A 15,046-nucleotide genomic window follows, 5' to 3' on the forward strand; every position below is an offset into this window, starting at 1 on the left:
GCACCCGGGCGAGTCGTCCGCATCTGTCGGGAGGATCGAAAAGCGTGTCTGTACCCGCGTCCACCAGCTCACAGAGGAATGTTGTCTTCGTCGACGGCATCCGTACCCCGTTCGGCAAAGCAGGCCCCAAGGGCATGTACGCCGACACTCGCGCAGACGACCTGGTCGTCAAGGCAATCCGCGAACTTCTTCGCAAGAACCCCAACCTCCCTCCCGAACGTATCGACGAGGTCGCCATCGCCGCGACCACACAGACCGGTGACCAGGGGCTGACCATCGGCCGCACGTCCGCCTTGCTCGCCGGACTCCCCCGCAGCGTCCCCGGATTCGCCATCGACCGCATGTGTGCGGGTGCAATGACCTCGGTGACCACCACCGGATCGGGCATCGGCTTCGGCCAGTACGACGTCGTCATCGCCGGTGGCGTCGAGCACATGGGCCGCCACCCGATGGGTGAGGGCGTCGACCCCAACCCGCGCTTCCTCGCCGACAAGCTGGTCGATCCCAGCGCCCTGGTGATGGGCAACACCGCCGAGAACCTGCACGACCGGTTCCCGAGCATCACCAAGGACCGCACCGACGCCTACGCCGTCGCGAGCCAGAACAAGTACGACGCAGCGAAGAAGGCCGGCTACATCGCCGACACCCTCGTTCCCGTCGCCACCAAGTCCGCCGCAGGGTGGGGCCTGGCCACCGAGGACGAGCCGCCTCGTCCCGGCACCACCGTCGAAGACCTCGCCAAGCTCAAGACGCCGTTCCGCCCTGCCGGCCGCGTCACCGCAGGCAACGCCGCGGGACTCAACGACGGTGCCACCGCCGCGATCCTCGCCGGCGAGGACACCGCGCACGAACTCGGCCTGAACGTCGGCATGCGGATGGTCGGCTTCAGCTTCGCAGGCGTCGACCCGGCCGTCATGGGCATCGGACCGGTCCCCGCGACCGAAAAGCTGCTCGGCCGAACGGGATTGAGCATCGAAGACATCGGCCTGTTCGAGATCAACGAGGCCTTCGCCATCCAGGTGCTCGCCTTCCTCGAGCACTACGGCATCGCCGACGACGATCCCCGCGTCAACCAGTGGGGAGGTGCCATCGCGTGTGGCCACCCCCTCGCATCCTCGGGCGTCCGCCTGATGACCCAGCTGAGCCGCCAGTTCGCTCAGCAGCCCGACGTCCGCTACGGCCTGACGACCATGTGCATCGGTCTCGGCATGGGCGGCACCGTCATCTGGGAGAACCCCAACCACGCTGACTACTCGGGAGCAGCCAAATGAGTGATATCACCACAGCGTTCAGCGACGAGGTAGTCACGAACGCGTTCACCAAGATCGTCTCCGTACCGGGGCTCGAGGGCACCATCGCCCTCGTGACGCTCGACAACGGCTTCGATCACACCAAGCCGTCGACCTTCGGTCCCGGCGGACTGGCCAAGTTCGACGCGGCCCTCGACGAGGCCTTCGCAGCGAACCCGGTGGCCATCGCCGTCACCGGCAAGCCGTTCATCTTCGCAGTCGGTGCCGACCTCAACGGCGTACCGAACATCAAGACCAAGGACGAGGCGCTGCAGATCGGGCAGCTCGGGCACAAGGTCTTCCGTCGCCTGCGCGAGTCCACGATTCCGACATTCGCCTTCATCAACGGTGCCGCACTCGGCGGTGGCCTCGAAGTGGGACTGCACTCGCACTACCGGACCGTCGCGGAGAACGCTGCCGCACTCGGTTTGCCCGAGGCCTTCCTCGGCCTGGTACCGGGATGGGGCGGAACCCAGTTGCTGCCCAACATCATCGGAGCCTCGAACGCTGTCACCGTCGTCATCGAGAACGCACTGAACCAGAACCGCGTCCTCAAGCCGCAGCAGGCACTCGATCTCGGCATCGCCGACGCCCTCTTCGGCGGAGCCGACTTCCTCGAGCAGTCCCTCGCGTGGGCTGCTCAGGTCATCAAGGGCGAGATCGTTCCGAACCGTCCCGAGATCGACCGCGGGCAAGCCTGGGACGACGCCATCGCCCGCGCCAAGGGAATCGTGGCCGGCAAGACCAACAACTTCGCCCCCGGCCCCGTCGCCGCGGTCGAGCTGCTCGAGCTCGCCAAAAGCACCGACATCACCGACTCCGCCTCGCTCGACACGGCCTTCGCGGCCGAGGACGAGGCCCTGTCCACGTTGCTGGTCAAGGACGAACTCCGTGCCGGGCTGTACGCCTTCGATCTGGTGCAGAAGCGCGCGAAGCGTCCCGCCGGTGCACCCGACAAGTCGTTGGCGCGCAAGATCTCCGGCGTCGGCATCGTCGGTGCCGGCCTGATGGCCAGCCAGCTCGCACTGCTGTTCGTGCGGCAGCTCAAGGTGCCGGTGATCCTCACCGACATCGATCAGGAGCGCATCGACAAGGGCGTCGGCTACGTCCACGGAGAGATCGACAAGCTGCTCGGCAAGAAGCGTCTGTCCCCCGACGCCGCGAATCGGTTGAAGGCGTTGGTGTCCGGCTCGATCGACAAGTCCGCCTTCGCCAACACCGACTTCGTCATCGAGGCCGTGTTCGAGAACCTCGACGTCAAGAAGAAGGTGTTCGCCGAGGTCGAGGAATTCGTCTCTGCCGAAACGATTCTCGCGACCAACACCTCCTCGCTGTCGATCACGAAGATGGCGGCCGATCTGAAGCACCCCGAGCGGGTCGTCGGCTTCCACTTCTTCAACCCCGTGGCCGTTCTTCCGCTGCTCGAGGTCGTCAAGGGCGAGAAGACCGACGACGCCACTCTCGCAACGGCATTCGCGACGGCCAAGACACTGAAGAAGTCGGCCGTGTTGTCGGCCGATCTCCCCGGATTCGTCTTCAACCGTCTCGTCACCCGCGCGTCCAACGAGATCATCAGTGCCATCGACGAGGGCACGCCGTTCGACGTCGCCGACGGCGCGGTGGGTGAACTCGGCATGCCGATGAGCCCGCTGACCCTGCTGGCCCTCGTCGGCCCTGCGGTCGCACTGCACACAGCGGAAACTCTCGGCGAGGCATACCCGGAGCGGTTCAAGGACTCCCCCGGATTCCGTGCACTCGTCGAGGCGAAGAAGCCGGGCGTGTGGACGTACGGCCCCGAGGGCCAGGTTGTCGATCCCGAGGTGGCTGCACTGTGGCCACAGGGAGATTCGCCGTCCACTGCCGAGCAGGTGCTCGAACGCACCCGCAACGCATTCGCCGACGAGATCCGGATCATGCTCGACGAGGGCGTCGTCGCGGCTGCCGAGGATATCGACCTCTGCCTGCTCCTCGGCGGCGGCTTCGGATTCTGGAACGGCGGCATCACCCCGTACCTGGACCGCAGCGGTGCATCCGAGGCCGCAACCGGTCAGCGCTTCCTGGCTCCGGGCGTAGCCAGCGTCTAGACCCGCCCGTCGAGTTCGAGGTTGTGGACGGATTTCTCCGGATTTTCGTCCATGACCTCGAACTCGACATCGTTCGCTCGCGCTATGGTGCGATCCGATGAACAACGAACGCAGTCGGCTGATCGGCATCGGCTATCGAATGTTGGGGTCGTACAGCGACGCCGAAGACGCTGCATCCGAAGCCATGGTCCGGTGGTACCGACTCACCGATGCCGAACGCGACGCCATCGACGTTCCCGCCGCGTGGCTCACCCGCGTCGTCGGCCGGATCTGTCTCGACCTGCTCGGCTCGGCCCGCGTTCGCCGCGAGAGCTACGTCGGCCAGTGGTTGCCGGAACCAGTCTCCGGTCTGCACTCGGTGAATTCGACGGCCGCTGACCCTGCCGACCAAATCGCACAACAGGATTCGGTGAATCTCGCCTTACTCGTCGTTCTCGAATCCCTCGGTCCAGCGCAGCGAGTCGCATTCGTCCTGCACGATGCGTTCGCCGTTCCGTTCGAGGACATCGCGGCCGTGCTCGACCGCTCCCCTGCTGCGTGCCGCCAGCTCGCGACAGCCGCTCGACAACACGTGCACGGCCGCCACCTCACCTCCGCCGACCCCATCGAGCACGATCGCGTCGTCCGCGCCTTCGCGATGGCCTCGGGAGACGGAGACCTTGCCACGCTCGTCTCGTTGCTTGCCCCCGATGTCACCCTGATCAGCGACGGAGGCGGGCGAGTCTCGGCGGCCCGCAATCCTGTTGTGGGCTCCGACCGAGTCGCTCGTTTCGTCCGCGGCATCACCGCCAAGTCCACCGACCTGGAATGGTGCATCGAGTCCGTCAACGGCCTGTCCGGCATCGTGATCCGACGCGGCGGCGGCGTGTTCGGCGTCGTCGGGTTCGACACTACGGACCGGGTGGTGGCCGACATCTGGATCGTGCTCAATCCGGACAAACTCCGACACTGGACCTGACCCCCGCCATACATTCTCCGAGGCTGCATCGTCATACAGTCGAGACCCGCCACTCGGCAGGTCCGACACTCGATCGATGAACAGGTGGAGACGCGATGAAGCTAGCCGTAGCGGGTGGAACAGGAACCGTCGGAGTGCATGTCGTCGAGGTCGCTCGTGAACGCGGACACGACGTGGTCGTGCTGTCGCGATCGGCGGGCATAGATCTCGTGAGCGGCTCAGGACTGTCCGACGCATTGTCCGGCATCGAGGCGGTGATCGACGTCGCGTCGACACAGACGATCTCGGCAAAAGAATCGACGGCGTTCTTCGCCGCCGTCGCCCGCAACCTACTGACGGCCGAGACCGAGGCCGGTGTCGGTCATCACCTGGCGCTGTCCATTGTGGGAATCGACCGAGCCCCGCACGCGTACTACGCCGGAAAAGTGGAGCAGGAAAGGATTGTTCGCGCCGGAACCGTGCCGTGGACGATTCTTCGAGCCACCCAGTTCCACGAATTCGCCGGCCAGATCCGCGCACAGATGTCGTTCGGTCCGGTGAGCGTCATCCCGAAGATGGTCTCGCAACCGATCGCCGCACGAGAGGTGGCCGAACGGTTGATCGACCTGGCAGAGCAGTCCCCGGCCGGCCGAGTCGCAGACCTCGGTGGACCACGTGAAGAACGCATGGCCGAGATGGTGCGGCGCGACGCCCGGGCCGTCGGTGCCCGAGGCCTGGTGCTCGAGATTCCGATTCCCGGCGCATACGGTCGCGCAATGCGAGACGGAACGCTGGTCACCACAACCGATTCGGATCACGGTCGACAGACCTTCGATCAATGGTTGGCCGTCCGGACGGGCTGAGCCGCATCTTTGCCGAATATCGGACATTTCACCCTTTTTATGGGCCGAAACCGTCCGGAGTCGAAACTGAAGCTCATTTCGCTCCCATGTCTCGAGCGCGAGGACGATGATGACGAACGACCACCATGGACGCTGGTTCACCTCGAAAGCTGGGTCACGCGATGACGCAATCAACCGATCGGTACACCGCCAAAGTTATCGGAGTCACCATTGCCGCTGCCGTCGGCGGCTTCCTGTTCGGATTCGACTCGTCCGTTGTCAACGGCGCGGTCGATTCCATCCAGGAAAACTTTGCACTGTCGTCGTTCGTCACCGGTTTCGCGGTAGCGATCGCGCTTCTCGGCTGTGCGGTCGGTGCCTGGTTCGCCGGCCGCCTCGCGGACAGCTGGGGCCGCAAGAAGGTGATGTTGCTCGGTTCCGCACTGTTCACGATTTCGTCCGTGGGCTCAGGGTTCGCCTTCAGCGTCCCGGATCTGATGCTCTGGCGAGTGATCGGCGGACTCGGCATCGGCATCGCGTCGGTGATCGCACCGGCGTACATCTCGGAAATCGCGCCGGCTCGCTATCGAGGCGGATTGGCATCGTTGCAACAGCTGGCAATCACCGTCGGCATCTTCGCCGCGCTCCTCTCGGACGCGGTACTGCAGAACGCGGCCGGCGGGCCGTCCAACGATCTGTGGTTCGGTCTGGAAGCCTGGCGATGGATGTTCCTCGTCGGCGTGGCACCCGCTCTCGTCTACGGCTTTCTCGCCACACTGATTCCGGAGTCACCGAGATACCTCGTCGGCAAACACCTCGACGAGGAAGCGGCTCGCATTCTCGGTGAGATCTCGGGAGAAGTGAACCCGAACGAGCGAGTCAAGGAAATCCGTCTGACCTTGCGCCGGGAGTCCACGTCGTCGTTCGGCGACATTCGTGGTCCGAAATTCGGTTTGCAACCCATTGTCTGGGTCGGCATCACGATGGCGATCCTGCAACAGTTCGTCGGAATCAACGCCATCTTCTACTACTCGACGACACTGTGGAAGTCGGTCGGATTCAGCGAGAACCAGTCGTTCGTCACCTCGGTCATCACCTCGATCATCAACGTTTCGATGACATTCGTCGCCATCTTGTTCGTCGATCGATTCGGACGTCGAAATCTGCTCATGATCGGCTCGATCGGAATGTTCGTCGGCCTGGTACTCGCGGCCGTCTCGTTCACTCAGGCAGTGGGCAGCGGCGACCAACTGGAGTTGCCTTCGCCATGGGGTCCCGTCGCGCTGGTGGGTGCCAATCTGTTCGTCGTCTTCTTTGCCGCTACCTGGGGACCGATCATGTGGGTGATGCTCGGAGAAATGTTCCCCAACCGAATGCGTGCGGTCGCACTCGGCATCAGTACCGCGGCGAACTGGGTCGCGAATTTCGCCATCACCCTTGCATTCCCGCCACTGTCCGACACCATCGGACTGGGATTCATCTATTCGTTCTTCGCGTTCTTTGCGATCCTGTCGTTCTTCTTCGTCAAGTACAAGATCAAGGAGACCAAGGGTATGGAGCTCGAGGACATGGTGATCTGACATGCCGATGTTCGTCGTCGAGTACGCGTACTCACCCGAAACATCCTCCGGCCGTGACGATCACCGGACCGATCATCGCGCGTGGTTGCGGGAATTGGAGCGTCGCAAGATCCTCAGGTCGTCGAGCCCGCTCGCCGATCACAGCGGCGCAACGATGATCGTCGAAGGTGTGGACAAGGAAAGTGTGGAACGCATGTTCTCACATGACCCGTTCGCAACGGCCCATCTGATCGACCGGGTTCGGGTCAGCGAGTGGGCGACGGGCGCATAGCCCGTCGCCGGCGATCAGAGGCTCTTGGCCCAGTCCGAGACTCGCTGCACGACGTCCTCGCAGGTGAGGCCGAGTTCGTGGTGCAGCTGCTCACGCGACGCGTGATCCAGGAATCGTTGTGGCACACCGAGATCGCGACATGGTGTATCGACGCCTGCCGCGCGCAACGCGGCCGACAGTGTCGAGCCGATTCCGCCGTGCACACCGCTGTCCTCGATGGTCACCACCAACCGGTAGTCCTCGGCCAACTTCAGCAAGGACTCGGGAATCGGGAGCACCCATCGCGGATCGACGACGGCCACCGAGATGCCGTCGTGTCGAAGTTTTTTCGCTGCGTCGAGGGCAAGTGAACCGAACACACCGACTGCGACGATCAGCACATCGCCGGTGGCATCGGCCGGCTCGGCGAGCACGTCGACGATTCCATCCAGTCGGCGCACCGCCGATACGGTCTCGGTCACCGCTCCCTTCGGGAAGCGCAGTGCAGTAGGCCCGTCGGACGTTGCAATTGCCTCGGCCAACTCCTCCCGCAGAGTGTCGGCATCGCGAGGTGCCGCCACCTTCATCCCCGGGACGATGCCGAGCAGCGACATGTCCCACATGCCGTTGTGACTGGCACCGTCCGCACCGGTGACGCCCGCGCGATCCAGAACCACCGTGACCGGCAGCCCGAGCAGCGCCACGTCCATCAGCAACTGATCGAACGCGCGGTTGAGGAAGGTCGAGTAGATGGCGACCACCGGATGCATGCCCCCGAGAGCCAAACCGGCCGCCGACGTCATCGCATGCTGCTCGGCGATACCGACATCGAAAAGCCGATCGGGAAAGCGAACCCCGAACGCCGCGAGACCAGTGGGCGCGGCCATCGCAGCGGTGATCGCGACGACGTCGTCGTTCTGCTCGCCCTGCTCGATCAATGCCGCCGAGAACACCGAGGTCCAGTCCGGTGCCGATTTCGACCGAGCGAGTCCGGTTGCCGGATCGATGACACCGGTGGCATGCATCTGGTCTGCGACGTCGTTCTCGGCATGGACGTAGCCCATGCCCTTGCGCGTCACTGCGTGCACGATGACCGGTCCGCCGTAAGCCTTGGCCCGGCGCAGTGCCGATTCCATCGCATGCTGATCGTGGCCGTCGACCGGTCCCAGATATTTGATGCCGAGATCGGTGAACATCACCTGCGGACTGATGGCGTCTTTCACGCCGGCCTTCATGCCGTGGAGCATCCGGTAGGCCGTGGGCCCGACGACGGGGATCTTGCGGACGATGCGGCGCCCGTTGTCGAGGATCTTCTCGTACTCGGGCTGGAGGCGCAGCGCCGCCAGATGATCGGCCAGGCCGCCGATGGTCGGGGCGTACGAGCGTCCGTTGTCGTTGACCACGATGATCAAGGATCGGTCGCGGCCGGCCGCGATGTTGTTGAGTGCTTCCCAGCACATGCCGCCGGTGAGCGCACCATCGCCGACGACGGCAACGACGTGCCGATCGGTCTCGCCCTTGAGCGCGAACGCCTTCGCCAAGCCGTCGGCGTAGGACAGCGAGGCCGACGCGTGCGAGGACTCAACCCAATCGTGTTCGCTCTCGACCCGGGACGGATAGCCCGACAGGCCGCCCTGCTTGCGCAGCGTGTCGAACAAGCCGGTACGACCGGTCAGCATCTTGTGCACGTAGGCCTGGTGGCCCGTGTCGAAGATGACGGGGTCACGTGGTGAATCGAAGATGCGGTGGATCGCCAGAGTCAGCTCCACCACCCCGAGGTTGGGACCGAGGTGGCCCCCGGTGGCCGATACCTTCTCGACGAGAAACGCACGGATCTCGCGAGCCAATTCGGCCAGCTCCGCGCTACCGAGGTCGCGCAAGTCCTCGGGCGTCTGAATTCGCGCTAGGACACCCAACGAGATCGCTCCCTCCGGCCGGAAAAACACTGGACAATTCAGTCTACGGAGTCGCTGTGCTCGCGCTGCTCCGCCCAGCGTGGTGTCGGTGACACTACCGTCGCCCATCGATGTGCCCTGGATCAGCCGCCCCTAACCTCGACGGTGGGCGAATCGGACACACACATACAGTGACGCCCATGAGCAACGTCGTCGATGCCATCCTGTGCCGTGTTCACGAACTGTGCCGAGACGACACGACCGGGCAGGTGGCCGACTACATTCCAGAGCTTGCCGCTGTCACGCCGGACGGCTTCGGAATAGCACTCACAACCACCGACGGTTACGTCTACGAGGTCGGCGACACCCGACTACCTTTCACGATCCAATCGATCTCCAAGCCCTTCACCTACGCGCTGGCTCTGGCCGATCGCGGACTCGATGCCGTCGCGAACAAGATAGATATCGAGCCGTCCGGTGAGCCGTTCAACGAGATCAGCCTCGACCCGGTCACCGAGCGGCCACGCAACCCGATGATCAACGCCGGTGCGATCACATCGGCATCTCTCATCGCCGGCCGTACTCCGCAGGATCGATTCGAGCGAATACGGGCCTCCTACTCACGATATGCAGGCAGGTCTCTGACCTTCAACGATGCCGTCTACCGTTCGGAGGCGCGCACCGGTAACCGGAACCGCGCGATCGGATACATGCTCCGTTCGTTCGACATCATCGAGCAGGACCCGGACGCCGCCGTCGATCTGTACTTTCGTCAGTGCTCGATAGATGTCACCGCGGCGGACCTCGCAATGATGGCGGCAACCATGGCCAACAACGGTGTCAATCCGCGCACCAGAGAACGCGCGCTGGCACCTGCTCTGGTCGAACGAGTGTTGTCGGTGATGACCACGTGCGGGATGTACGACGGCGCAGGCGATTGGGTGGCACAGGTGGGAATGCCGGCCAAGAGCGGAGTCGGTGGCGGGATTCTCGCGGTACTGCCCGGCCAGATGGGGATCGCCGTCTACTCGCCGCGGCTCGATTCCCATGGAAACAGCGTGCGCGGGGTCGCCGCATGCCGAGAACTGTCGAGCCGGCTCGAACTGCACTTCCTACACGTCACACGAGCGGCGAAGTCCTCGATCCGGCGTCGATACGTGCTCACCGAGGCACCGTCACGCAAAAGGCGCTCCGACGTCGAACAGGCCACCCTGGCCGCGGTGGGAGATCGCGCGCGAGTGTACGAATTGCACGGTGACCTGCTGTTCTCCGGTGCCGAGACCGCAGTCCGTGAGATCGGAAATCTGGATCGAGAGCTGGACGCACTCGTCATCGACGTCCGCGGCGTCGACGAGGTCAGTGCCATCGCTCGCAGCATGTTCGAGGATCTTCGCCGGGATCTGGCCGAACACGGCTGTGTCGTGTGCCTGGTGGACCCCAGGGCGATCATGGGACACACCACCTCGAGTCTCGACCCGGCCGATCCGGCGGGTCGTGTCTATTCGAGCCTGGGGTCGGCCATCCAGTGGGCCGAGAATCTTCTGCTCGATCGACATTGTGCAGGTCTGCGACAGCCCACCGAGATCACAGCAGCCGAGCACCCGTTGCTCGCAGGACTGTCGGCCGCCCAGTACGAGGCGGTGAGCCCCTATCTCGAGAAGCGGCATTACGCGCGCGGAGACATCATCGTGCATCACGGCGACGCGGCCGCAGGCCTGTTTCTCGTGCTGCGCGGCGAGGTGACGTCGACGACCGTGTCGGCCGACGGCGGTACGCATCGGATCACGACTCTGTCGCCCGGGATGAGCTTCGGCGAGATGCCGCTGTTGATGGCAGTGCCGTTTCTGCTCGACATGGTGGCGGACACACCGGTCGACCTCGTGGTGGTGTCGGTACCGCACTTCGAGGCGCTGACTCGGGACGCACCCGAGGTCAAGCTTGCCCTTTTGGAGAATCTGGCGACCGGCGCGTACGGCCAGATGGCCGCGGTGATCAGAACGCTCGGGCGGTTCGACATCGGCATCTGACACCGATGGCCGAACCGCCCGAGGCGAACGTGGATCGGTCAGGCACCCAACGTCAGCATCGTGAGCACCTCGGTGGGCTGAGGCGACCCACCCGCAGGCTCGAGGGAGAATGCGAAGTTCGTCGATGCGCCGAGGCCGTCGACCACCGTGCCCGATTCCGACGAGAGTTGGTCCTCGGTCACGACGCCGGCCGATCGAGGCGAACCGTCGACGAACCACATCTGATAGACGCGGCCTGGCGGCGGCTGCGGAACCCCGTCGAGATCGACGACGACCGCGTTCTGCGAGAGCGAATACGCCACGGTTGCCGAGCCGCCACCGGGGAACTCCGCCGTCACCTGACGTGCATCGGGTGCAGCCACGATCTGGTCCGCCTGCGACGGCTGGGGATCGTTGCCCATCGTCTGCGTGACGACCACCACGCCGCCGACGGCGACGATCACCGCTGCAGCGGCCGACAGCATCGAGTAGCGCCAGGACTTCGAGCGCTCGCGCCGATGCCGGTGCAGCGGAGTCACATTCGGAGGTAGCTTCCGAACCGTTGGCTCCTGGTCGCTCGAGGCGACCCGATCGAGTACCGCCCCGCGCAGTCGGTCGGGAGCAGGTGTCGCGTCGACCGCTGCGGCCAACGCCAGAGTCTCCTGAATCTCGGTCACGAGGACGTCGAACTGAGCCCGCGCGGTGTCGTCCACGCGTAGCCGTTCGGTCTCTATGTCGCGTCGTTCGGATTCGGTCGTCGCGTGAAGGGCGTAGACCTCGGCGTCGTCGAGCAGACGTTGCCGTGACGATTCGCTCATTGCGGGATCACCCCCAGGCATGTCTTCAATTTGATCAATCCGTCTCGTATGCGCGATTTGATGGTAGGAACGGCGACCCCGAGCCGCTCCGCAACTTCGCGATAGGTGTAACCGCTGTAGTAAGCCATTCGTACCGACTCGCTCTGCGTATCGGTCAAGGTTTCGAGACAGGCCACCACGGCCTCCGATTCGAGCCTCTGAGTCACCGTCTCGAGCACTTCGTCGTGCTCGGGCGTGTGGCTCACTGCGCCGTACGCCGCCTCACGATCGGTACCCGACTGCTCGCTGCGAACACGATCGACGGCGCGGCGGTGAGCCAGCGTCATGATCCAGGCGAGCGGGCTCCCCTGATTCGGGTCGTAGTTCGGTGCAGCGCGCCAGATCTGGAGGAACACCTCCTGCGCAGTCTCCTCGCTGTATCCCGGGTCGCGAAGCACCCGCAGCACCATGCCGTAGACGCGAGCCGACGTGGCGTCGTACAGCTCTGCGAATGCCGCCCGATCGCCCTGTGCAACCGATGCCATGAGCCGCCGAAGACGATCGGTCTCTTCTGCTCGCAAATTCTTCAACTGTGGGCTGGGGACAGCGCAGACCGCGCTGTCGTCCGTATAGCCCTCGGCAGCGTCGGGCACCTGGTCACGGCCGGCATCCGACGGTCCGGACAACGGCGCGCTCATCGAAAGGTCGTCCCAACAGACGGGTTCATGATCGAGTTCATCGAACACGACACTAGTGGTCATAGTGCTCTCATATCGAAACCTCCGCGTTTTCCCGCCGCGGTACATATTCGGAACAAACCGGCCGGAGGATGGTTCGGGTTCGCAAATTCGTTGCACCGAGCTGGACCACGATTCATCCTTGGTGGAGAATCGGACAATCGTGGGTAATCGGGCGATCGGCCCACTGGAGGAGTCGAGACACATGGCGGCCATCGAGACACACGGTCTGGTCAAACGATTCGGGGCGAACATCGCTGTCGACGGCGTCGATCTGTCCATCCCGTCCGGTGGGGTCTACGGCGTCCTCGGGCCCAACGGTGCAGGCAAGACCACAACCATCAGAATGCTGGCCACCCTGCTCCCGATCGACGGGGGTAGCGCACGCGTGTTGGGGCACGATGTGGCGAGCGAACCCGAGGCCGTCCGGCAGAAGGTCGCTCTGACAGGCCAATTCGCTTCGTTGGACGAGGATCTGACCGGTACGGAAAATCTGGTTCTGCTTGCCCGATTGCTCGGCTACTCACGGCCCGCTGCCCGGTCGCGGTCCGAGCAGCTGCTCGCCGCGTTCGACATCGCCGACGCCGGGCCGAGGCAGGTCAAGACTTACTCCGGCGGAATGCGCCGACGTATCGACATCGCCGCCAGCATCATCGTCACTCCCGAGCTGATCTTTCTGGACGAACCCACCACCGGACTCGATCCGCGCAGCCGAAACCATGTGTGGGAGATCATCCGTGCCTTGGTGGCGGGCGGGACGACAGTGCTTCTGACAACCCAGTATCTCGACGAAGCCGATCAATTGGCCGGGCGTGTCGCGGTTATCGACCACGGCAAAGTCATCGCGGAAGGTACGACGGGCGAGTTGAAAGCATCGGTGGGATCGAACTCGTTGCACCTCCGGGTTCTCGACGCGGCGCAACGAACTGCGGCTGCGCGGATCCTGCACGATCTGCTCGGCGGCACTGTCACGGAGGATCCGGATCCGTCGACCGTCACGGCGCGTCTCGACAACCCGGCACAGGCCGCGCCCGTGCTGCCCGCACTCGAGACAGCGGGAATCTCGATCGCGTCCTTCACCCTCGGCCAGCCGAGCTTGGACGAGGTGTTCCTGGCGCTGACAGGGCATGAGGCGGGAGTGGAGCCTGCAGGAACGACCGACTTGTCCGCATCCGACCGAGAGGTGGCGTCATGACTGCCGAAGCCCAACAGTCGACGCCGCAGGCCTCGACCATCATCGATGTGCTCGGCGCTGCCGGACCTCGTCCCCCGCGGCCCTCGTCGCTGTCCACGTCGTTGAGTTTCGGGTGGCGGGCGCTGCTCAAGATCAAGCACGTGCCCGAGCAACTGTTCGACGTGACGGCCTTCCCGATCATGTTCACGCTGCTGTTCACGTACTTGTTCGGCGGCGCACTGGCCGGGTCGACCGACGCGTACATCCAGTTTCTGCTTCCGGGCATTCTGGTGCAGACCGTGGTGATGATCACGATGTACACGGGTGTGACGATGAACAAGGACATCGAGAAGGGGGTGTTCGATCGTTTTCGGTCGCTGCCCATCTGGCGTCCGTCGCCGTTGGTCGGCGCGCTGCTCGGAGACGTGGTCCGCTACACGCTCGCGTCGGTGATCGTGCTGATTCTGGGCTTGGTCCTCGGGTTCAGACCGCAGGGTGGCCTCGTCGGCGTCGTGGCTTCGATAGTTCTGCTGCTGGTGTTTTCGTTCTGCCTTTCCTGGATCTGGACGATGATCGCCATGATCGTGCGCACCGAGGCCGCAGTAATGGGTGTGTCGATGTTCATCCTGTTCCCGCTGACATTCGCGAGCAACATCTTCGTCGATCCCAACACCATGCCCGGTTGGCTGCGTGCCTTCGTCGACGTCAACCCGGTCAGCTTCTTGGTGACGTCTCTCCGCGGTCTGATGCAGGGCGACGTCGACACCGGCCAGTTGGGAGTGACGCTGGTGCTGTGTGTTGTTCTACTGGCGGTGTTCGGACCGATCACGATGCGGCTGTACAACCGAAAGTCCTAGCGCCGCAGTTCGATACCACGGCAGTTCGATATCTCTGCTCATCGGGACGCTGCCCATCAGGACGCTGCGCGCGCTCGATGCCGGCGCACCGCGTCGCGATTGGAACACACCGTTCCGCAGTATCGCTGCGTGCCGGTTCGCGACGTGTCCGCAAAAGCGAGCGAGCAGTCGGCCGCAGCGCAGCGAGCAAGGCGGGACATGCCGCGTCCCGTCAGATGCAACGCGGTGCCGACGCTCACCAGAGCCCGGATGACGCCGCCCAGGGCGATATCGGGATCTCGATAGTGCATGTGCCACCCGTCCCCTGCGTGGTCGGTCAACCTCGGGTACGCCGCCGCTCGAGCCAACAGGATGTTGAGCGCCTGGGCCCGCTCGTTCTCGGTGTCGGCGTCCACGACACGCGCCCACTGATCCAGGAAGTCGAGTGTGTCGGTCAGATCGGCATCGGTGGCCGTCCAATCGGGAACCAGGCCGGCATCGATGCAGCGCTCGCTCAGTTCGGTCGCCGAGGTGGGCGGCGTATTGAGCAGACCGATGCCGAGTTTCACCGCGTATTCACCGTAAGGGTTGATATGCACAAGACCATTACATCACAGTG

Annotated in this window: 13 protein-coding genes; 9 read left to right on the plus strand and 4 right to left on the minus strand. The window is 64.2% G+C overall.

All coding sequences use genetic code 11. The features are described from left to right. Window positions 1-44: 44 nt before the first annotated feature. The 6 genes from CH286_RS22780 to CH286_RS22805 all read left to right on the plus strand — a co-directional run bounded on the left by CH286_RS22780 (window position 45) and on the right by CH286_RS22805 (window position 7,003). Entirely contained in the window at window positions 45-1,271 is a 1,227-nt protein-coding gene (locus CH286_RS22780; protein WP_032403307.1) for a thiolase family protein, read from the plus strand. After that, a complete protein-coding gene (locus CH286_RS22785; RefSeq protein ID WP_094610467.1) occupies window positions 1,268-3,373 on the plus strand; it encodes a 3-hydroxyacyl-CoA dehydrogenase NAD-binding domain-containing protein in 2,106 nt (701 codons plus the stop codon). Before CH286_RS22780 ends, CH286_RS22785 begins: the two co-directional genes overlap by 4 nt. Before the next feature lie 97 nt (window positions 3,374-3,470). After that, window positions 3,471-4,331, plus strand: a complete 861-nt coding sequence (gene sigJ / locus CH286_RS22790) for an RNA polymerase sigma factor SigJ (RefSeq protein ID WP_094610468.1) — start codon at window positions 3,471-3,473, stop codon at window positions 4,329-4,331. Between the two features lie 95 nt (window positions 4,332-4,426). After that, entirely contained in the window at window positions 4,427-5,173 is a 747-nt protein-coding gene (locus tag CH286_RS22795) for an SDR family oxidoreductase (RefSeq protein ID WP_094610469.1), read from the plus strand. Window positions 5,174-5,334: 161 nt separating this feature from the next. Continuing rightward, complete coding sequence (locus CH286_RS22800) at window positions 5,335-6,732, plus strand: sugar porter family MFS transporter (protein ID WP_037153145.1); 1,398 nt, start codon at window positions 5,335-5,337, stop codon at window positions 6,730-6,732. 1 nt (window position 6,733) lies between these two features. Further along, complete coding sequence (locus tag CH286_RS22805; RefSeq protein WP_032403302.1) at window positions 6,734-7,003, plus strand: YciI family protein; 270 nt, start codon at window positions 6,734-6,736, stop codon at window positions 7,001-7,003. A gap of 14 nt (window positions 7,004-7,017) precedes the next feature. Here the strand turns inward: CH286_RS22805 and dxs are convergent, their stop codons facing one another. After that, window positions 7,018-8,898 (minus strand): 1-deoxy-D-xylulose-5-phosphate synthase, encoded by a 1,881-nt coding sequence (gene dxs, locus CH286_RS22810; RefSeq protein WP_037153264.1) that lies wholly within the window; start codon window positions 8,896-8,898, stop codon window positions 7,018-7,020. 179 nt (window positions 8,899-9,077) lie between these two features. Here dxs and glsA point away from each other — a divergent pair, with 179 nt between their 5' ends. Beyond that, the gene (gene glsA / locus CH286_RS22815; RefSeq protein WP_094610470.1) at window positions 9,078-10,904 is read left to right on the plus strand and encodes a glutaminase A; all 1,827 of its coding nucleotides are present in this window, start codon (window positions 9,078-9,080) and stop codon (window positions 10,902-10,904) included. Between the two features lie 38 nt (window positions 10,905-10,942). Here glsA and CH286_RS22820 read toward each other — a convergent pair whose 3' ends face one another. Both CH286_RS22820 and CH286_RS22825 read right to left on the minus strand, forming a co-directional pair. Next, window positions 10,943-11,701, minus strand: coding sequence for an anti-sigma factor (locus CH286_RS22820; protein ID WP_094610471.1), 759 nt, complete (start codon window positions 11,699-11,701; stop codon window positions 10,943-10,945). After that, window positions 11,698-12,441, minus strand: a complete 744-nt coding sequence (locus tag CH286_RS22825; protein ID WP_094610472.1) for a sigma-70 family RNA polymerase sigma factor — start codon at window positions 12,439-12,441, stop codon at window positions 11,698-11,700. The genes CH286_RS22820 and CH286_RS22825 overlap by 4 nt, the downstream gene beginning before the upstream one ends. Window positions 12,442-12,622: 181 nt before the next feature. Here CH286_RS22825 and CH286_RS22830 point away from each other — a divergent pair, with 181 nt between their 5' ends. Both CH286_RS22830 and CH286_RS22835 read left to right on the plus strand, forming a co-directional pair. After that, a complete protein-coding gene (locus CH286_RS22830) occupies window positions 12,623-13,612 on the plus strand; it encodes a daunorubicin resistance protein DrrA family ABC transporter ATP-binding protein (protein WP_032403644.1) in 990 nt (329 codons plus the stop codon). Beyond that, entirely contained in the window at window positions 13,609-14,448 is an 840-nt protein-coding gene (locus CH286_RS22835) for an ABC transporter permease (protein WP_037153133.1), read from the plus strand. Before CH286_RS22830 ends, CH286_RS22835 begins: the two co-directional genes overlap by 4 nt. Window positions 14,449-14,504: 56 nt before the next feature. Here the strand turns inward: CH286_RS22835 and CH286_RS22840 are convergent, their stop codons facing one another. Then, the gene (locus CH286_RS22840) at window positions 14,505-15,026 is read right to left on the minus strand and encodes a CGNR zinc finger domain-containing protein (protein ID WP_176458323.1); all 522 of its coding nucleotides are present in this window, start codon (window positions 15,024-15,026) and stop codon (window positions 14,505-14,507) included. Window positions 15,027-15,046: the final 20 nt, after the last annotated feature.

It is taken from the genome of Rhodococcus sp. WWJCD1 (assembly GCF_002258735.1).
Classification (GTDB): Bacteria; Actinomycetota; Actinomycetes; order Mycobacteriales; family Mycobacteriaceae; genus Rhodococcoides.